Annotated in this window: 15 protein-coding genes; 6 read left to right on the top strand and 9 right to left on the bottom strand. The window is 64.8% G+C overall.

The features are described from left to right. Nucleotides 1-115: 115 nt before the first annotated feature. The gene (locus CAG18_RS06455; protein WP_015270749.1) at nt 116-1,075 is read left to right on the top strand and encodes a DMT family transporter; all 960 of its coding nucleotides are present in this window, start codon (nt 116-118) and stop codon (nt 1,073-1,075) included. Between the two features lie 335 nt (nt 1,076-1,410). Here the strand turns inward: CAG18_RS06455 and pssA are convergent, their stop codons facing one another. Continuing rightward, complete coding sequence (gene pssA, locus CAG18_RS06450; protein ID WP_085720631.1) at nt 1,411-2,739, bottom strand: CDP-diacylglycerol--serine O-phosphatidyltransferase; 1,329 nt, start codon at nt 2,737-2,739, stop codon at nt 1,411-1,413. A gap of 216 nt (nt 2,740-2,955) precedes the next feature. Further along, nucleotides 2,956-5,202 carry a catalase/peroxidase HPI gene (gene katG, locus CAG18_RS06445; protein ID WP_085720630.1) on the bottom strand — a complete coding sequence of 749 codons (2,247 nt, stop codon included), beginning with the start codon at nt 5,200-5,202 and terminating at the stop codon, nt 2,956-2,958. 362 nt (nt 5,203-5,564) lie between these two features. On the opposite strand from katG, the gene CAG18_RS06440 reads away from it, so the two are divergent. Both CAG18_RS06440 and CAG18_RS06435 read left to right on the top strand, forming a co-directional pair. Then, a complete protein-coding gene (locus CAG18_RS06440) occupies nt 5,565-6,470 on the top strand; it encodes a LysR family transcriptional regulator (RefSeq protein WP_013973059.1) in 906 nt (301 codons plus the stop codon). Between the two features lie 99 nt (nt 6,471-6,569). Continuing rightward, the gene (locus CAG18_RS06435) at nt 6,570-7,166 is read left to right on the top strand and encodes a hypothetical protein (protein ID WP_039613882.1); all 597 of its coding nucleotides are present in this window, start codon (nt 6,570-6,572) and stop codon (nt 7,164-7,166) included. 106 nt (nt 7,167-7,272) lie between these two features. On the opposite strand, the gene CAG18_RS06425 is transcribed toward CAG18_RS06435, so the two are convergent. Then, nucleotides 7,273-8,151 (bottom strand): DMT family transporter, encoded by an 879-nt coding sequence (locus CAG18_RS06425; RefSeq protein ID WP_085720629.1) that lies wholly within the window; start codon nt 8,149-8,151, stop codon nt 7,273-7,275. Nucleotides 8,152-8,398: 247 nt separating this feature from the next. On the opposite strand from CAG18_RS06425, the gene CAG18_RS06420 reads away from it, so the two are divergent. Then, a complete protein-coding gene (locus tag CAG18_RS06420) occupies nt 8,399-9,223 on the top strand; it encodes an aldo/keto reductase (RefSeq protein WP_085720628.1) in 825 nt (274 codons plus the stop codon). 173 nt (nt 9,224-9,396) lie between these two features. Here CAG18_RS06420 and CAG18_RS06415 read toward each other — a convergent pair whose 3' ends face one another. The 5 genes from CAG18_RS06415 to CAG18_RS06395 all read right to left on the bottom strand — a co-directional run bounded on the left by CAG18_RS06415 (nt 9,397) and on the right by CAG18_RS06395 (nt 14,678). Further along, nucleotides 9,397-11,493: a bifunctional diguanylate cyclase/phosphodiesterase gene (locus CAG18_RS06415; protein WP_039613884.1), complete on the bottom strand. Its 2,097-nt coding sequence runs from the start codon at nt 11,491-11,493 to the stop codon at nt 9,397-9,399. Between the two features lie 128 nt (nt 11,494-11,621). Further along, on the bottom strand, nt 11,622-12,116 hold the full coding sequence (locus CAG18_RS06410; protein ID WP_015270756.1) for a GNAT family N-acetyltransferase: 495 nt from the start codon (nt 12,114-12,116) through the stop codon (nt 11,622-11,624). Between the two features lie 116 nt (nt 12,117-12,232). Beyond that, the gene (gene catA / locus CAG18_RS06405; RefSeq protein ID WP_085720627.1) at nt 12,233-13,168 is read right to left on the bottom strand and encodes a catechol 1,2-dioxygenase; all 936 of its coding nucleotides are present in this window, start codon (nt 13,166-13,168) and stop codon (nt 12,233-12,235) included. A gap of 43 nt (nt 13,169-13,211) precedes the next feature. Beyond that, complete coding sequence (gene catC, locus CAG18_RS06400; RefSeq protein ID WP_013973066.1) at nt 13,212-13,502, bottom strand: muconolactone Delta-isomerase; 291 nt, start codon at nt 13,500-13,502, stop codon at nt 13,212-13,214. A gap of 48 nt (nt 13,503-13,550) precedes the next feature. Beyond that, nucleotides 13,551-14,678 (bottom strand): muconate cycloisomerase family protein, encoded by a 1,128-nt coding sequence (locus tag CAG18_RS06395; protein ID WP_015270757.1) that lies wholly within the window; start codon nt 14,676-14,678, stop codon nt 13,551-13,553. Between the two features lie 135 nt (nt 14,679-14,813). Between CAG18_RS06395 and catR the strand changes: the two genes are divergently transcribed. Together catR and CAG18_RS06385 are read left to right on the top strand one after the other, a co-directional pair. Next, the gene (catR, locus tag CAG18_RS06390; RefSeq protein ID WP_061303984.1) at nt 14,814-15,692 is read left to right on the top strand and encodes an HTH-type transcriptional regulator CatR; all 879 of its coding nucleotides are present in this window, start codon (nt 14,814-14,816) and stop codon (nt 15,690-15,692) included. Then, nucleotides 15,689-17,023: a D-serine ammonia-lyase gene (locus tag CAG18_RS06385; protein WP_085720626.1), complete on the top strand. Its 1,335-nt coding sequence runs from the start codon at nt 15,689-15,691 to the stop codon at nt 17,021-17,023. Before catR ends, CAG18_RS06385 begins: the two co-directional genes overlap by 4 nt. Before the next feature lie 161 nt (nt 17,024-17,184). On the opposite strand, the gene CAG18_RS06375 is transcribed toward CAG18_RS06385, so the two are convergent. After that, nucleotides 17,185-18,018: a helix-turn-helix transcriptional regulator gene (locus tag CAG18_RS06375; RefSeq protein WP_256573340.1), complete on the bottom strand. Its 834-nt coding sequence runs from the start codon at nt 18,016-18,018 to the stop codon at nt 17,185-17,187. Nucleotides 18,019-18,021: the final 3 nt, after the last annotated feature.

Below are 18,021 nucleotides of genomic sequence, written 5' to 3'. Positions count from 1 at the left end.
ACGGCGGCTGTTCGGGCAGCATTGCCAGGTTCATCGCCAATTCCTCGATAAAGCGCTGCTAGTGGGGCTGCCTTCAGTTCAGAATAACCCTGTCTTTCTTCTGCCGCGGGTACCCATGAACGCATTACGCAGCCTGATCCAGCGCCAACTGCAAAGCGGCGCCCTTTACGCCGTGCTGGCGGCCCTGGGTTTCAGCTTCAAGGCCATCTTCGTCAAGCTCGCCTATGCCGCAGGGCCGGTGGACGCCATCAGCCTGCTGGCATTGCGCATGGGGCTGTCGCTGCCGATGTTCGCCTGGCTGGTATGGGCCAGCCGTGGTCAGGGCAGCGCACCGCTCAACCTGGGCGATGGGCTGCGTGTCGCGTTGCTCGGGCTGCTGGGCTACTACCTGGCCAGCCTGTTCGACTTCTATGGCCTGCAGTACATCAGCGCCGGGCTGGAGCGGCTGATTCTGTTCACCTACCCGACCCTGGTGCTGGTGTTCCAGGCCATCGCCCTGCGTGAGCGGCCAAGCCTGCGCACCTTGTCGGCCATGGGCCTGTGCTACCTGGGGCTGGGCATTGCCTTTGTCCACGACGTCAGTGTGGCCGGGGCTGGCCAGCAGGTAGTGCTGGGCTCGCTGTGGGTGTTCGCCAGTGCAGTGACCTACGCGCTGTATTACTCCGGCACCGGAATGATGCTCAAGCGCATGGGCTCGATGCGCCTGGCCGGGCTGTGCGGTACTGCGTCCTCGCTGATGGTGCTGGCGCATTACCTGGTGGTGGCACCGGTCGGGCAGTTGTGGCAGTTGCCGGGCGCAGTGTGGGCCAATGCCGGGTTGATGGCGATGTTTTCCACGGTGCTGCCGATCTACTGGGTGGCGCTGGCGATACAGCGCCTGGGGCCGACCCATACTGCGGCAGTGGGCAACCTGGGGCCGGTGCTGACGGTGCTGGCATCGTGGGCGATCCTGAGCGAGGAGATTTCGCTGTATCAGGTCGTCGGGTTGGCGGTGGTGCTGTTTGCGGTGTCGCGGCTCAAGCCGCGGGGCAAACAGGAAACAAAGGTGGCTGAGGCCAAAGGTGCAGCAGCCTGACTGCGGTCACTGTGGAAGATTGCCCAGCCCTTTGGGCTGCGCTGTCGCACAGATAACTGAATTCGCAAGCGATCCTCGTACCCTGTGGGAGCGGCTTTAGCCGCGAAGAATCCAACGCGGTGCATGGCACCGGCTGCGCCGGTGTTCGCGGCTAAAGCCGCTCCCACAGGGTCCCTGCTAATTCAATGAGTTATGTGCAGTTCTATGAGAGCGGCCTTGCGTCGCGAAAGGGCTGCAGAGCAGCCCCGGCAATTTTGGTAGCAACACCAACGTCTGGGGCCGCTTTGCGGCCCTTTCGCGACACAAGGCCACTCCCACAAAAACGCGTAAATCCCTCAGAGCACCCGCTTGATCAGCGGCTCCAGTCGGCTATAGCGCAGCCGCCGCAGGAACCTGCGCACATCCTTGGGGTGCTCGGCCTTGGCGCCCAACTCCTCTGCCGAGCCGATCTTCGGCGCATGCCGGCGCAGCTCGGCCAGCTCTGCTTCCCGTGGCCCCAGCCATTGCCCTTGCGGGTCATCGATCAGCAGGCCGTTCTCCAGGTCCAGATTGAAGCCGCGCGGATTCAGGTTGTTACCGGTCAGCAACGAATAGCGTTGGTCGACCCACACGCCCTTGGCATGAAAGGTATGCCCGGGGTCGTTCCAGATCCGCACCTGCAGCTGGCCGCTGGCAATCGCAGCGTGGCGACGTCGGGTGAAGGCACGCAGGTTGTCTTCGTACAGGTAGGGCAACGCGCCGCTGGCACTGAACGGCTCGCCGGGGGCGATATAGAAGTCGTTGGCCGTGCGATCACCAACGATCAGTTCCACCCGCACGCCACGCGCCAGGGCATGGTCAAGTTCGCGCATCAGCACCCGGGGTGGGTTGAAATACGGCGTGCTGATGATGACCTGCGTGCGTGCCGCCGCCAGCAAGGCGCACACTGCACGGTTCAGCGGGTTGCCACGGCCCACGCCCAACAGCGGGATAACCCGCAGGCCCTGCCCCGCCCCGCTGGCCGGTGCCTCATAGGCCATGCGTCGCAGCCGCGCGCGCAAGCGCCGGATGTCGCCGCGCAGGCTGCGGGTGGAGGGTGGCGCCGGCAGGTCGAGGCGCGGTGTGGCGGTGTGGTGCAGCAGGCGACGCACCAACCCGACCATGGCGTCGGCCAGCTCTGGTGACTGGAACAGGTGGTAGCGGTCCAGGCGGTAACGGTCGAAACGGTGCAGGTACACGTTGTTAAGGCTGGCGCCGGTGTAGATCACGCAGTCGTCGATGATGCTGCCCTTCAGGTGCAACACGCCAAACAGCTCGCGGGTCTGCACAGGTACGCCATGGATGACGATATCCAGCCCATGGTGCTGGCGCTGGGCCTGGTACCAGGCGGCGTTACCCGGCTGGCGCCCGGCGCCCAACAGACCGCGGCGAGCACGGAACCAGTCGACCACGATGGTGATTTCCAGCCCGGGCCGCGCGGCCTTGGCCTGGTACAAGGCATCCAGCACTTCCTGGCCAGCCTCATCTTCCTGCAGGTACAGCGCAACGATGACGATACGCCGGGTTGCGGCGCGGATGCGCTCGAGCAGGCAGGCGCGGTAGGCCTTGGCATCGGGCAGCACCTGGATCGACTCGGCCGACATGGCGTAGCCTGGCAATGCCGCCAGCATGAATTCGGGGTTCAAGAACGATCACCTTCTGTGTGCAATCACTGTCGTGCATCAGCTTGCACAGGAAGTTTGAAATGGTCCAGCCCCCGGATAGCATGGGGCTGCTTTGCAGCCCTGTCGCGACACAAGGCCGCTCCTACAAGCCAGCGCCGAATCCACATGCGGCGCCGAACCTGTGGGAGCGGCCTTGTGTCGCGATAGGGGCGCAAAGCGCCCCCATTTCTGACGAAGCTATTTCAGGTCAAAACGATCCAGCTCCATGACCTTCTCCCAGGCCGCGACAAAGTCCCGCACGAACTTGTCCCGGCCATCACTGCTGCCGTACACCTCGCTCAATGCCCGCAACTGGGCATGGGAGCCGAACACCAGGTCAACCCGGCTACCGGTCCACTTCACCTGGCCGGTCTTGCGATCACGCCCTTCGAAGGTTTCGTTATCCGCCGAGGTCGGCTTCCACTCAACGCCCATGTCCAGCAAGTTGCGGAAGAAGTCGTTGCTCAGGGTACCGACCTTGTCGGTGAACACGCCCTGTTGGCTGCCGCCATGGTTGGCGCCGAGCACACGCAGGCCGCCGATCAGCACGGTCAGTTCCGGCGCGGTCAGGTTCAGCAATTGGGCCTTGTCCAGCAGCAGTTTCTCGGCCTTGACGCTGTAGCGGGCCTTGGTGAAGTTGCGGAAGCCATCAGCCAGCGGTTCCAGCACGGCGAACGACTCGACGTCGGTCTGCGCCTGGGAGGCATCGACACGCCCAGGGCGGAACGCCACGCTGACATTGTGCCCGGCGTCCTTGGCAGCCTTTTCCACTGCGGCGCCACCGGCCAGAACGATCAGGTCGGCCAGGGAAATTTTCTTGCCACCGGCATTGAACTCGGCCTGGATTTTCTCCAGCGCCGCCAGCACCTTGCCTGTGCCCTGGTTCGCCGCCCAATCCTTCTGCGGCGCCAGGCGCAGGCGGCCACCATTGGCCCCGCCACGCTTGTCCGAACCGCGGAAGGTCGACGCCGCTGCCCAGGCAGTGGCCACCAGCTCGCCAACGCTCAGGCCCGCCGCCAGCACCTTGGCCTTGAGCGCGGCAATGTCCTGCTCGCCTACCAGCGGGTGATCCACTTTCGGCAGCGGGTCTTGCCACAGCAGCTCTTCGTTGGGCATTTCCGGGCCCAGATAGCGCGCCAATGGGCCCATGTCGCGGTGGATCAGCTTGTACCAGGCGCGGGCGAAGGCGTCCGCCAGCTGGTCAGGGTTATCCTTGAAGCGGCGGGCGATCGGCTCGTAGATCGGGTCGAAACGCAGCGCCAGGTCGGAGGTGAGCATGGAAGGCGCGTGGCGCTTGGCTGGGTCATGGGCATCCGGCACGGTGCCTGCCCCCTTGCCCTCCTTCGGCCGCCACTGGTGGGCACCAGCCGGGCTCTTGGTCAGTTCCCAGTCGAAGTTGAACAGGTTGTTGAGGTATTCGTTGCTCCATCGGGTGGGGGTGGAAGTCCAGGTCACTTCCAGGCCGCTGGTGATGGTATCGCCACCCTTGCCGCTGCCGAACTTGTTGGCCCAGCCCAACCCCTGCAGCTCCAGGCCTGCTGCTTCCGGCTCGGGGCCGACGTTGTCGGCAGGGCCGGCACCGTGGGTCTTGCCAAAGGCGTGGCCACCTGCGATCAGCGCAACGGTTTCTTCATCGTTCATGGCCATGCGGCCGAAGGTTTCACGGATGTCCTTGCCCGAGGCTACCGGGTCGGGGTTGCCCTCCGGGCCTTCCGGGTTCACGTAGATCAGGCCCATCTGCACGGCGGCCAGCGGGTTTTCCAGGTTGCGCTCGCCCTCCAGGGTACGTCCCTGCTCCTCGGGGCGCTTGGCCGGTTCCGCCACCAGGTCGCCCTTGCCGGGCGGCTGGGCCTTGCCGTAGCGGGTGTCACCGCCCAGCCAGACCTTTTCCGAGCCCCAGTACACATCTTCGTCCGGCTCCCACACATCGGCACGACCGCCAGAGAAGCCGAAGGTCTTGAAGCCCATGGACTCGAGGGCGACGTTGCCGGTGAGCACGATCAGGTCGGCCCAGGAGATCTTGTTGCCGTACTTCTGCTTGATCGGCCACAGTAGCCGCCGGGCCTTGTCCAGGCTGACGTTGTCCGGCCAACTGTTGAGCGGGGCGAAGCGCTGCTGGCCAGAGCCCGCACCACCCCGGCCATCGCCGATGCGGTAGGTACCGGCGCTGTGCCAGGCCATGCGGATGAACAACGGGCCATAATGGCCGAAGTCGGCGGGCCACCAGTCCTGGGAGTCGGTCATCAAGGCGGTCAGGTCTTTCTTCAGCGCCTGGAAGTCGAGGCTCTTGAACGCCTTGGCATAATCGAAATCCGGGTCCATCGGGTCGGATTTGGAGGAATGTTGATGAAGAATTCTCAGGTTGAGCTGGTCAGGCCACCAGTCACGGTTGGTGGTGCCGCCACCTGCGGTTTGATGGAACGGGCATTTCGATTCGTTCGACATCTGCGGGTACCTTTGGGTCGGTTATCCAGATTTCCGGTCTATGCCAGGTGTTCTTTCAGCCGAGCGCGTGGGCTCGTGCTACCCCTCATCAGGTCTACACGGGGCTTGCGAAGCTGTCATGACGGGGTTGGCGTGGTCTTGCACACAGGTGCTGACATGCCGCCCGCTGGCAGAATTCGCGGGGCCAGGGGAAAGACTAGCCGAGCTTGGGCAGAGTTCTAATAGAGTGCCTATTGAGGGGTGATAGCTTGGCTCTGTCAGGTTCGAGCCCGCGAACAGGCCGGCACATCCATACAAGCCAACCAAGCTGTCCGCATGCTCCAATACAACGCCAACCCTTCCAACCCGGAACCCGTACCCTCATGAATCGCAACGACCTGCGCCGCGTCGACATGAACCTGCTGGTACTGTTCGAAGCCCTGATGATCGAACGCAACCTGACCCGGGTCGGCGAAAAGCTGTTCATTACCCAGTCCACCGTCAGCGCCGCCCTCGCCCGCCTGCGTGAGCTGTTCGACGACCCGCTGCTGATCCGCAACGGCCGGGCCATGGAGCCCACGCCACGGGCCATGCAGATCTTCGCCGAGCTGGGGCCGGCCATGGATGTGATTTCCGCCGCCATCAGCCGCGCCCGCGAGTTCGACCCGGTCAACAGCTGCAACGTGTTCCGCCTGGGCCTGTCGGACGATGCCGAATTCGGCCTGTTCCCGGCCCTGCTGCAGGCGCTGCGCGAAGAGGCCCCGAATATCAGTGTGGTGGTGCGCCGGGCCAACTTCCTGCTGATGCCGGGGCTGCTGGCCAGCGGCGAAATTTCGGTGGGCGTGAGCTACACCACGGACCTGCCGGCCACCGCCAAGCGCCGCAAGCTGCGCAACATCGGCGTGCGGGTGCTGCGCGCCGATGACCGCCCGGGCCCGCTGACCCTCGACGAATACTGCGCCCGCCCGCATGTGATGGTGTCGTTCTCCGGCGACATGAGCGGCAATATCGACCTCGACCTGGCGCGCATCGGCCGCTGCCGCAAGGTGGTGCTGGCAGTGCCGCAGTTCGGCAGCCTGCGTGCCCTGCTGCGCAACACCGAGCTGATCGCCACGGTGCCGGACTATGCCGCCTGTGCCCTGGCCGACGACGGCAGCCTGCGCGCCGACCCGGCGCCGTTCGACATCACCGAGGCCGAACTGTCGATGGTCTGGAGCGGTGCCCAGGACAATGACCCGGCCGAGCGCTGGCTGCGCGAGCGCATCCTGCAGTTCATGGCCACACAGTGATGCATCGACCTCATCGATAGCCACCATGAATGCCATCAAGTTCCGCTGCGGCCAGCCCGGCCGGAAGATGGCGGCATTCACCGATTGATGAGGCCTCCCATGAAAACCGGCATGATCGCTGCCCTGCTCGCCTTGCTGGCCGCCCTTGGCGGTTGTGCCAGCCCGGCAGCTACCGACACGCAGCCTTACGGGCACTTCTATTCGGCCACGGCCATTTCCAGTGTCGCCCTGGCCCCTGGCCAACGGGTGGCGGTACTGCTGGGGCGTGATGCCGAAGCAACCCTCGAATACCTCGGCAGCCATCGCACCCAGGCAGGCGCACCGGCCCATGGCCAACGTGTCCCTGTTGCGACCCTGGGCAGCGAAAGCCAGGCGTATGACTGGCTGGCGCGGTCACTGGCGCAGCAGTTTGCCGAAGTGACTTTCTATGACGACCTGGACACACTGCTGGGCGACCACCCGGACGTGATCGTGCTGCTGGACACCGAGAGCCGTTTGGCCAGTGCGGAGATCGAAAGCCGGGTGGTAGCGCGCTTTTTCGATGACCAGTTGACCTATATCGGCCGCGCTGAGGGGCGGGCCAGCAAAAGCCTGGGCGATGTGGCGCGGGTGGTCGAGGATGAGCGGGCGGTGCAGGCGGATGCCTTGCGCGACTTTGACGATTCATTGCAGGCGTTGTTGAAGGGTCGCGTTTGAGGGCCCCTTCGCGGGTGAACCCGCTCCCACAGATACAGCGCCCTGTCCGCGGACTGCGCTGTACCTGTGGGAGCGGGTTTACCCGCGAAGAGGCCACTACAGGTTGTCACTTACCCCGCTGCATCCACGCCGCCCCCAGCCCGCTGAGGCAGATCACCGAGATGCCCACCAGGCTCAGGGTGTCCGGCACCTGGTTGTAGACAACCAACCCAAGCAACCCGGCGAACACGATCTGGCAATAGCTGAATGGCGCCAGCAAGGCAGGTGCCGCATGGCGGAAGGCCTGGGTCAGCAGCAGGTGCGCCGTCATGCCAAAGCCCCCCAGCGCCAGCATCAGCAGCGCATGGTCCCAACGCGGCATCTCCCAGAAGAACGGCACCAATGCACTCATCGCCAGGGTGTTGCACAACCCCGCATAGAAATTGCTGGTGGTCGGGCTGTCGTGCGCGGCCAGGATGCGCGTCAGCAACTGATAGAAGCAGAAGCCCAGCGCCGAACCAAACGGATACAGGATGGCCGGAGTGAACATCGCCCCGCCCGGGTGCACCACCACCAGCACGCCGATGAAGCCCATCACCACCGCCACCCACTGCCCCACCGTCACCCGCTCCTTCAGCAGTGGCGCCGACAGCGCAGTGACCAGCACCGGGGCAAGGAAGTTGACCGCCGTGGCCTCGGCCAGTGGCAGGTACTGCAGGCCTGTGGTGAACAGCAGGCTGGTACTCAGCAGGCTCAGGGCGCGTAACGTCTGCAACAGAGGGCGGCGAGTGCGCAGCACGTTGAGGCCGGCCTTGGGCAGGAAGATGCCGGCCATCAGCAGCGTGTGCACCACATACCGCGCCCACACCACCATGATGATCGGGTACAGACCGCCCAGGAACTTGGACAGGGCATCGTGACTGGCAAACAGGAACGTCGCCACCACCACCAGGGCGATGCCGCGCAGGGGTTGGTTGACTCCGGACAGCGGTGTGCTGGAACTCATGGCACTCTCGATGACGGCGCGGCTTGATGCGGCGCCCAGTGAAGGCCGCGCAGGCGTTGCCTGGCGGATGCAACAGCTCGGATTTTAGAAGAGATGCCGAAGAATAAGGAAGTTCAATCGCCGCCAGCCAAGGCCGACTGCAATTTCTGTTCGCTGATCGACCACTTTCCGCCCCACGCGCATGGCCCGTACCGTACTGATCGTCGACCATCGAATGCGAACCCTGCACACCCTACAAGGAATTTACATGCAAAGGCTCACCACCCGTAACGGCCTGGCCCTGCCCGCGATCGGCCTGGGCACCTGGCCAATGACCGGCAGCGAGTGCACCCAGGCCGTGCGCCAGGCGCTTGAATTGGGTTACCGGCACATAGACACTGCCACTGCCTATGACAACGAAGCCGCCGTCGGCCAGGCACTGCGCGAAAGCGATGTACCGCGCGAGCAGATTCACCTGACCACCAAGGTATGGTGGGATCGCCTGACGCCCAAGGCCATGCGCCAGTCGCTGGAGGACAGCCTGCGCGCCCTGGGTACCGAGCAGGTCGACCTGTTCCACATCCACTGGCCCAGCCAGGACTGGGACCTGGCCCGCAGCATCGAAACCCTGGTGGCCCTGCGTGACGAGGGCAAGGCGCGCAGCATCGGCGTGGCCAACTTCCCGCTGGGGCTGCTGCGCCAGGTGGTGGAAACCCTGGGCGCGCCATTGTCGGCAATCCAGGTGGAATACCACGTGCTGCTCGGCCAGCAACCGCTGCTGGACTATGCCCGCCGCCACGACCTGCTGCTCACCGCCTACACCCCGCTGGCCCGTGGGCAGGCGGCGGCGCAGCCGGTGATCCAGGCGATCGCCCGCAAGCATGGCGTACTGCCCAGCCAGGTGGCGCTGAAGTGGTTGCTGGACCAGGACGGCGTGGCGGTGATCCCCAAGGCCGGCAGCCGCGAGAACCAGCTGGCCAACCTGGCAGCGTCGAACGTGCAACTGGATGACGAGGACCGCGCGGCGATCGCCGGGTTGCCGAAGGACCAGCGGGTGGTGAGCCCGGCGTTTGCGCCAGACTGGAACAGCTAAGCCTTGATCAAGCCTTGAAAGCTTGCACGGCCCATGTGGGAGCGGGTTCACCCGCGAACATCGGCGCAGCCGGTGCCAGCCACCGTGTCGCCTGCTTCGCGGGTGAACCCGCTCCCACAGGTACTGCGCCGGGCCGATCGGCTGCGGTGATTCTGCAGGCCCGCGCAAGGGCACTATGCCGGCGTCACGACTTGCTTCAACCGCTCGTTCGCCGGTGCCGGTCGCCCATACAGGTAGCCCTGGAAGTGCGAGCACCCCTCCGCCACCAACCGGCGCATCTGCTCCTCCGACTCCACCCCCTCGGCCGTGGTCTTGATCATCAGGCTGTTGGACAGGTCGGTAATGGCGCGAATGATCGACATTGCCTCGCGGCTGTCGCACATGTCATGCACGAACGACTTGTCGATCTTGATCCGGTCGAACGGGAACGAACGCAGGTAACCCAGCGAGGAGTACCCGGTGCCGAAATCGTCCAGCGAAATGGACACGCCCAGGTCCTTCAGTGCACGCAGGGTACGCACGTTTTCCTCGCTGTTGCCCAGCAGCACCGACTCGGTGACCTCCAGCTCCAACCGCTGTGGCGGCAGGCCGGAGTCGGCCAGCGCCAGGGCCACGGTGTGCACCAGGTTGGCATTCTTGAACTGCACCGCCGACAGGTTGACCGACACCGTCTGCTCGCTGTCCCAGCTGGCCGCCTCCTGGCAGGCCAGGTTCAGCGCCCGGGTGCCCAGTTCGTGGATCAGCCCGGTTTCCTCGGCGATGGGGATGAAGTCCATGGGCATGACCATGCCACGGGTCGGGTGCTCCCAGCGCAGCAACGCCTCATAGCCGGTAACGCTGCTGGTCTGCTGGTCGACCACCGGCTGGTAGTGCAGCTGCAACTGGCCCAGGTGCAGCGCAGTGCGCAGGTCGGTTTCCACCAGGCGGCGCTGGCGGGCGGCGACGTCCAGTTCGACGCTGAAGCACTCGTAGCGGTTGCGACCGTTGCGCTTGGCCTCGTACAGCGCCATGTCGGCGTAGCCCAGCAGTTGCTCGGCCTGGTCGCTGTCTTCCGGCGCAATGGCAATGCCGATGCTCACCCCCACCGTGAACTGGTGCCCCTCGATCTGGAACGGTGGGCAGATCGCGTTGATCAGGCGCTGCGCAGTGTTGCATGCGGCCTCCCGGCCTTCCAGGCCGGTCAGCACCACCGCAAACTCGTCGCCGCCCAGGCGGGCCAGGGTGTCGTGCTCGCGCAGCTCGCGGCGCAGACGCTTGCCCAGCGCGCGCAGCAGCTTGTCGCCAAAGGCGTGGCCCAGCGAATCGTTGATGTTCTTGAAGTTGTCCAGGTCCAGGCACAGTGCGGCGGTCAGCTTGGCGTGCTCGCTGTCACGCACCAGGGCCTGGCGCAGGCGTTCGTTGAAAAGGGTGCGGTTGGGCAGCCCGGTCAACGCATCGTGGTGCGCCATGTGGTGGATCTGCGCGTGGGCGGCCAGCTCTTCGGTGGCATCTTCGGCAACGAACAACACATAGTCGGCCTGGCCTTCACGGTTCTGGCTGAGCAAGGTGCGGCTGCGCAGGGTGCGCGGGCCACAGGCCGTGTCGACCCGGGTTTCGGCAGCATGCCCCTTGGTGCTGCGGGCGCCACGGGCCAGTTGCTGTTCCAGGTAACCGGCAACGCCCGGTGCCAGGCACTCGCCGGGCAACTGCCCGATCATGCTGCGCTGCGGCCCGCCGAACAGGCGTTCGGCCTGCTGGTTGGCCAGCAGGATGCGCTGGCTCTCCAGGTCCTGGACAATGACGCTGGCGGGGATGTTGGCAATCACCGAATCAAGGAACTGCGACAGCTTGGCCATTTCCTGGCTGTACTGCTCGGCCAGCTCCTTGGCCTGCAGCAGTTCCAGCTCTTGCCGGTGACGCTCGGAAATGTCGCGGGTTACCTTGGCAAAACCCACCAGTTGCCCGGCATCGTCGTACACCGCGTCGATCACCACATGGGCATGGAAGACCGTGCCGTCCTTGCGCAGGCGCGAACCGATCTCTTCGAAGCGCCCGGTGCTGCGGGCCTGCTCAAGGTTCAGCGCCGGCAGCCCGGCGGCGCGCTCGGCATCGGTGTAGAACAACGAGTAGTGTTTGCCGACGATCTCCTCGGCCAGGTAGCCCTTGGCGCGCTGGGCGCCGGGGTTCCAGTTGGCGACGATACCTTCGGGGGTGAGCAGGTAGAAGGCATAGTCCACCACGCTCTGGATCAACAGCCGGTACATGATGTCGGGGCTTGCGACTAGCGACATGAACTTTACCTGGGCCTTCGAAAGGCATGAAAAGGATTGGTGGCATTATGCCTTCGACGACGACTTTGTGAAGTAGCTCACAAAAAGCCACGATCCCTTCAATTAGCGAACGAAGGCTGGCGACCCCCTCAATGGCGGGCGCCCGTGACCAGAAAATTGAGCAAGCCCGGTTCGTCATCCAGGGCTATGGGCTGCGCCGGGCGCGACAGCTCGGCCAGCACGGCATTGCAGAAGGCCACGGCAGGCATGTCCTGTGCGTAACAGCGCATCAGCCAGTCGCCCTCGCCGCCCAGCAGTTGCAATGCCACCGCCCGGCCGATGCCCTGTCGGCGGTACTTTTTCAGGATGAACAGGTCAGCCAGTTCGAACGCGTCGATGCCCGGCAGCTCGCTGCGTTCGACCAGCACGAAACCGGCGATGAAACCGTCTGCCAGCACCAGGTACGCGCCCCAGCCATCGGCCCCCCAGTAACGTTGCAGGTGCTCGTCATGGATATAGAAGCGGCCGTCCACTTCGACGTCTTCCTGCTCCCAGTCCGAGGACTCGTAGGCGTAGAACTGATAGAGGTTGCGAATCAGCGGGGCCTGGTCGGCAGTGGTTGCCAACAATTCGATGGGCAGCATGGTGAGGGGCTCGGGTAAAAAGGCGGATTCTAGATCAACCGCCCCTGGCAGCAAAAAGCCCAGGCCCTCCCCGCACGGAAAGGCCCAGGCAAAAACCAGTCATCGATTGATAGGGCTCAACTGTTTTGCAACGCACGCGGGCGGTGGCTGCGTGCCTCGGCGTCTGGCGCCTTGGCCGCCTGCAGATGGAAGTCGAACGCCAGCTCGGCAAAGCGCTCACCCTCTACGCCGCGAGCACGCGCTGCCGCAGCATCCTCGACAAAGCGCAGCTCGCCGACCAGCCCGTCACGGGTGGCATAGGCAAAGTCATCCCACAGGTACTTGTCCCCGGCCAGGTTTATCTGCGTGGTCAGGTGCCGGTGCCCGGGCGCAGAGATGAAGAAGTGCACGTGCGCCGGGCGCTGGCCGTGGCGACCGAGCAAGTCCAGGCATTCCTGGGTTGGCCCCTGCGGGTCGCAACCGTACCCCGACGGCACGATGGAGCGTGCGCGGTAGCGCCCTTCGGCATCGGTGATGATGCGCCGGCGCAGGTTGTACTCGGACTGGCTGGCGTCGAAGTACGAATAGGTGCCCTGGGTGTTGGCGTGCCACAGGTCAACGGTGGCGCCGGCCAACGGCTTGCCTTCGGCATCGAACACCTGGCCCTGGAGGAACATCACCACGCCCGGGTCGCTGCCGTCATCCATGCGCGTTTCACCGTGCGCCAGCGGCGCGCCTGCCACATACAGCGGGCCTTCGATGGTGCGCGGGGTGCCGCCAGTCAGGCCGGCTTCGGCGTCCTTGGCGTCCTGCAACAGGTCGAGGAAGTGCTCGATGCCCAGGCCCGCCGCCAGCAGGCCGGCTTCGTTACGGCCACCCAGGCGGTTGAGGTAGTCGACGGCATGCCAGAACTCGTCTTCGGTGATTTCCAGGTCTTCGACCAGGCGTGCAGTGTCCTGCATCACACGCAGGATGATCTGCTTGAAGCGTGGGTTGCCTTCGGCATGGCCCAGGCCGGCCACTTCCTTGAAGAACGCCTGAACATCGGCAGTGTGGGAAATTTTCACGGTCATCGTGCTTGCCTCATCTTGTTCTTGTCAGGTAGACAGGTGCGACTCAGCGGTCGTCGCTGTGAATCGACGAGGGGTGCCGGCACAGGCCGTCGACTTCGATGTCCATGTACGGGAACAGCGGCAGCTGCATCAGGGTGTCGTGCAGCGCCTCGACGCTGGGTACATCGAACACGCTGTAGTTGGCGTAGTGCCCGGCAATGCGCCACAGGTGGCGCCAGGTGCCTTCGCGCTGCAGACGCTGGGCCAGTTCCTTTTCGTCGGCCTTGAGCCGGGCGGCCTTGGCCGGGTCCATGTCGACCGGCAGTTTCACGGTCATCTTCACGTGGAACAGCATGCTGGTTTCTCCTTTCTCTGATTTGGCGCGAACACTGTGGGAGCGGGTTTACCCGCGAACACGGGCGAAACGCGCCAGGCGCTGTTCGTCCAGGGTCAGGCCCAGGCCTGGGGTGCGTGGAATGTGCAGCTGGAAGTCGCGGTATTGCGGCGGCTCGTTGACGATTTCTTCGGTCAGCAGCAGCGGCCCGAACAGCTCGGTGCCCCAGGTGAGCTGGCGCAGGGTCAGGAAGGCATGAGCCGAAGCCAGGGTGCCGATCGAGCCTTCGAGCATGGTCCCGCCATACAAGGCGATGCCGGCAGCCTCGGCGATTTGCGCGGTACGCAGTACGGCACGCGGGCCGCCGTTCTTGGCTATTTTCAGGGCGAAGATGCTGGCCGCGCCGTCGGCAGCCAGGCTGAAGGCGTCCTCGACGCTTTCGATCGACTCGTCGGCCATGATCGGTGCCGGGCTGCGCTGGTTCAGGCGCACCTGGCCGCTGCGGTTGATACGCGAAATCGGTTGCTCGATCAGGTCGATGCCGTTTTCGCCAAGCACCTGGCAGGCACGGATGGCCTGGGATTCGTCCCAGTACTGGTTGACGTCGACCCGCACGCTGGCGCTGTCGCCCAGCTCGCGCTTGATCGCCACCACGTGCTTGAGGTCCTGGGCCAACGGGTTGGCGCCGATCTTCAGCTTGAACACCCGATGCCGACGAATCTCCAGCATGTGCTGGGCTTCGGCGATGTCGCGGGCGGTATCGCCGCTGGCCAAGGTCCAGGCCACTTCCAGGCTGTCGCGCACGCGGCCACCCAGCAGTTCGCTGACCGGCAGGCCCAGGCGTTTGCCCTGTGCATCGAGCAAGGCGCTTTCGATACCCGACTTGGCGAAGGTATTGCCCTTGGCCAGCTTGTCCAGCTTGAGCATGGCGGCGTTGATGTTGTCAGCCGGCAAGCCAACCAGCGCCGGCGCCAGGTGCGCATCGATGTTGGCCTTGATGCCCTCCGGGCTTTCGTAGCCATAGGCCAGGCCGCCGATGGTGGTGGCCTCGCCGATGCCTTCCACGCCATCACTGCAGCGAACACGCAATACCACAAGGGTCTGCTGCTGCATGGTGTGCATCGCCAGCTTGTGCGGGCGAATGGTCGGCAGGTCGACGATAATTGCCTCGATACGTTCAATCAGCACGCTTGTCATTGTTGCCAGGTCCCGTTGTTTCGGGCTGCCAGCCGCAGGCCCGAGTGGTGCATTTACTTGCTTGTTCAAGGATTGCGCGAGACCCTGATAGCCGTCCAATATCGAATGAATCTCCCACCATACCCTGGAGGTCTGATGGAGCTGCGCCACTTGCGTTACTTCAAGGTCCTGGCCGAAACCCTGAACTTCACTCGCGCCGCCGAGCTGCTGCACATTGCCCAGCCGCCGCTGAGCCGGCAGATCAGCCAACTCGAGGACCAGCTCGGTACCTTGCTGGTAGTGCGCGAGCGCCCGCTGCGGCTGACGGAGGCGGGTCGCTTCTTCTACGAACAGAGCTGTACCGTGCTGCAGCAGCTGCAGAACATCAGCGACAACACCCGTCGCATCGGCCAGGGCCAGCGCCAGTGGCTGGGGATCGGCTTCGCCCCGTCGACCCTGTACAAGGTGCTGCCGGAGCTGATCCGCGAGCTGCGCCAGGACAGCGAGCTGGAACTGGGCCTCAACGAGATGACCACGCTGCAGCAGGTGGAGGCGCTGAAAAGCGGGCGCATCGACATCGCCTTCGGGCGCATTCGTATCGATGACCCGGCCATTCACCAGCAAGTGCTGTGCGAGGACCCGCTGGTGGCGGTATTGCCCAAGGGTCACCCGCTGGCGAGCAGCCCGCTTACACTTGCCCAGCTGGCTGGCGAGGCGTTCATCCTCTACCCGGCCAACCCGCGGCCCAGCTATGCCGACCATGTGCTGGCACTGTTCGCCCACCACGGCATGAGCATCCGCGTCAGCCAATGGGCCAACGAACTGCAGACCGCCATCGGTCTGGTGGCCGTCGGCGTAGGCGTGACCCTGGTGCCGGCGTCGGTGCAACAGCAGCACCGCACCGATATCGAATATGTAAGCCTGCACGACAACGGCGCCGTCAGCCCGATCATCCTCAGCCGACGCAAGGGCGATGTGAGCCCGATCGTGCAGCGCTGCCTGACATTGATTGCACAACAGGAAAAACCAGCATGATTCACGGCAAAACACTGCAAGCATGGTGCAGCTCCCACCCCCTGATCGACGACCTGGTGGCCCTGCGCGAAACCCGTTGGTTCAACCCGCACATTGCCCCTGCCGCCCAGGCCCTGGCCGACGTCGGTTTGAGCGCCGCCGATGTCAGTGCTGCCAGTGCCCGCCTGGCACGCTTTGCCCCCTACCTGGCCAGCGTGTTCCCGGATACCGCTGCCACCGGCGGCATCATCGAGTCGCCACTGCGCCCGCTGCCCACCCTGCACGCCACCTTGCTGCAGGCAGCGGGCCTGCCTGCCAGCGGTTCACTTTGGCTCAAGGCCGACAGCGAGCTGCCGATCTCTGGCTCGATCAAGGCCCGCGGCGGTATTCATGAAGTGCTCAAGCATGCCGAAGACCTTGCCCTGGCAGCCGGCCTGATCAGCCTCGACAGCGATTACCGGGAACTGGCCAGCGACCAGGCCCGGCAATTCTTCAGCCAGTACAAGGTTGCGGTCGGCTCGACCGGCAACCTCGGCCTGTCGATCGGCATCATGAGCGCCAGGCTTGGCTTCCAGGCCACCGTGCACATGTCGGCCGATGCCCGCCAGTGGAAGAAGGACAAGCTGCGCGCCCATGGCGTGAACGTGGTCGAGTACGAAAGCGACTACAGTGTGGCGGTGGAGCAAGGGCGCCAGCAGGCGGCGGCGGACCCGGGCTGCTACTTCGTCGACGACGAGAACTCGCCACACCTGTTCCTCGGCTATGCCGTGGCGGCCGAGCGGCTGGCCGCCCAGTTCGAAGCCGCGGGCATCAAGGCAGATGCCGAGCACCCCTTGTTTGTCTACCTGCCCTGCGGGGTCGGCGGTGGCCCCGGTGGCGTGGCGTTCGGCCTGAAGCTGATCTGGGGCGACCATGTGCACTGCATCTTCGCCGAGCCCACCCACTCGCCCTGCATGTTCCTGGGGGTGTACAGCGGTTTGCATGACGCCACCAGCGTGCAGGATTTCGGCATCGACAACCTGACCGCCGCCGACGGCCTGGCGGTGGGCCGCCCTTCCGGCTTTGTCGGCAAGGCGATGCAGCGTTTGCTCGATGGTTATTACACGGTCAGCGATGAGGCGCTGTACCGGCTGTTGGTGCTGGCCCATGACCAGGAGAATGCGCGGCTGGAGCCTTCGGCGCTGGCGGGGATGCCGGGCATGGTCAGGGTGCTTGAAGCGCCTGAGTACCTGGCGCGCATGGGCCTGTCGGCCGGGCGCATGGGCCGGGCTACGCATCTGGTGTGGGGGACCGGTGGCAGCATGGTGCCGGACGCGGAGTTTGCGGCCTATCTGGCTAAAGGCAGGGGCTGAGAGTTATTGGGGGGCAGCGCTATACCTGTGGGAGCGGGTTCACCCGCGAACACGGGCGAAGCCCGTGCCATCCACCGCGGTGTCTGCTTCGCGGGTGAACCCGCTCCCACAGGGATCGCGCCAGCTTTCAAATAGTGAGCAAGGCAGTTGCTCCTTTGCTGCTAGACCGCCAGGCGATCACCGCGCAGCCAGTCGATAAACCGCGCAAACAACTCCGACTGCGAGTTGATCTCCAGCTTCAGGTACAGGTTCTTGCGGTGCATGCGTACGGTTTCCGGCGAGATGCCCAGCTCCAGCGCGGTGGACTTCACCGAATGCCCACGCAAGATCATGTGCGCCACCTCCCGCTCACGGTCGGTCAGCACCTGGCAGCCGAAACTGTCGAACGCCGCCTGCAGGCTGCCACGCTCCGCCGAAGCGGGGCCGGGCTCCAGATGGTGCCGGGCGTAGCGCCCCAGCAGCTCGCGTACCATCGGCTCCAGCGCACGCAGCAGGTCGATCTGCCCCGTACTCAGCCGTGTGCCGCTGCGGCCCTGGAACAGGCTAAGCGACAACTTGCGGCCAGCGCTGAGGTCGACGATGTAGTAGCTGTCTTCACTGCAACCGGTACCCAGGTAGTAGGCCTTGTAGTAGTCGCTGTCGAAGAAGTTGTCCGGGGCGATTTCCTGCAGGTGATAGAAGCCCTCGGCCAGGCCGCTCTGCACGGCCAGGCAGAACGGGTCGAGCAGGTAGCCGGCAGTGAAGTAGCGCTCCAGCACGGCGGCGCGGTGCAGGTCGGGGATGCCTTGCTGGTACAACAGTTGCGGTGCCCGCCCCTGGCACTCGAGGCTGATCATCATCGATTCCACCTGCACCAGCTGGCCGATGGCGGCTGCCACATGCGCCAGCGCCTCGGGCGTTTCGCTGTGGGCCAGTGCGCGCTGCAGCGCCGCATGCCATTGCTGCAGCGCGCCCAGTGAAAGGGTAAGCGGGGTGTCGGGAGAGGCCTGGGTCATGCC

The sequence above is a fragment of the Pseudomonas sp. B22(2017) genome, assembly GCF_002113105.1.
GTDB classification, from domain to species: domain Bacteria; phylum Pseudomonadota; class Gammaproteobacteria; order Pseudomonadales; family Pseudomonadaceae; genus Aquipseudomonas; species Aquipseudomonas asiatica.
The sequence above is the reverse complement of the archived record's forward strand: the minus strand, read 5'-3'. Positions and strand labels throughout refer to the sequence as shown.

What these genes read in the sequence shown, in the direction of transcription:
- CAG18_RS06455 (WP_015270749.1), top strand. Translation starts at nt 116, where the DNA reads ATGAACGCATTACGCAGCCTGATCCAGCGCCAACTGCAAAGCGGCGCC.
- katG (WP_085720630.1), bottom strand. Translation starts at nt 5,202, where the DNA reads ATGTCGAACGAATCGAAATGCCCGTTCCATCAAACCGCAGGTGGCGGC.
- CAG18_RS06440 (WP_013973059.1), top strand. Translation starts at nt 5,565, where the DNA reads ATGAATCGCAACGACCTGCGCCGCGTCGACATGAACCTGCTGGTACTG.
- CAG18_RS06435 (WP_039613882.1), top strand. Translation starts at nt 6,570, where the DNA reads ATGAAAACCGGCATGATCGCTGCCCTGCTCGCCTTGCTGGCCGCCCTT.
- CAG18_RS06425 (WP_085720629.1), bottom strand. Translation starts at nt 8,151, where the DNA reads ATGAGTTCCAGCACACCGCTGTCCGGAGTCAACCAACCCCTGCGCGGC.
- CAG18_RS06420 (WP_085720628.1), top strand. Translation starts at nt 8,399, where the DNA reads ATGCAAAGGCTCACCACCCGTAACGGCCTGGCCCTGCCCGCGATCGGC.
- CAG18_RS06415 (WP_039613884.1), bottom strand. Translation starts at nt 11,493, where the DNA reads ATGTCGCTAGTCGCAAGCCCCGACATCATGTACCGGCTGTTGATCCAG.
- CAG18_RS06410 (WP_015270756.1), bottom strand. Translation starts at nt 12,116, where the DNA reads ATGCTGCCCATCGAATTGTTGGCAACCACTGCCGACCAGGCCCCGCTG.
- catA (WP_085720627.1), bottom strand. Translation starts at nt 13,168, where the DNA reads ATGACCGTGAAAATTTCCCACACTGCCGATGTTCAGGCGTTCTTCAAG.
- catC (WP_013973066.1), bottom strand. Translation starts at nt 13,502, where the DNA reads ATGCTGTTCCACGTGAAGATGACCGTGAAACTGCCGGTCGACATGGAC.
- CAG18_RS06395 (WP_015270757.1), bottom strand. Translation starts at nt 14,678, where the DNA reads ATGACAAGCGTGCTGATTGAACGTATCGAGGCAATTATCGTCGACCTG.
- catR (WP_061303984.1), top strand. Translation starts at nt 14,814, where the DNA reads ATGGAGCTGCGCCACTTGCGTTACTTCAAGGTCCTGGCCGAAACCCTG.
- CAG18_RS06385 (WP_085720626.1), top strand. Translation starts at nt 15,689, where the DNA reads ATGATTCACGGCAAAACACTGCAAGCATGGTGCAGCTCCCACCCCCTG.
- CAG18_RS06375 (WP_256573340.1), bottom strand. Translation starts at nt 18,018, where the DNA reads ATGACCCAGGCCTCTCCCGACACCCCGCTTACCCTTTCACTGGGCGCG.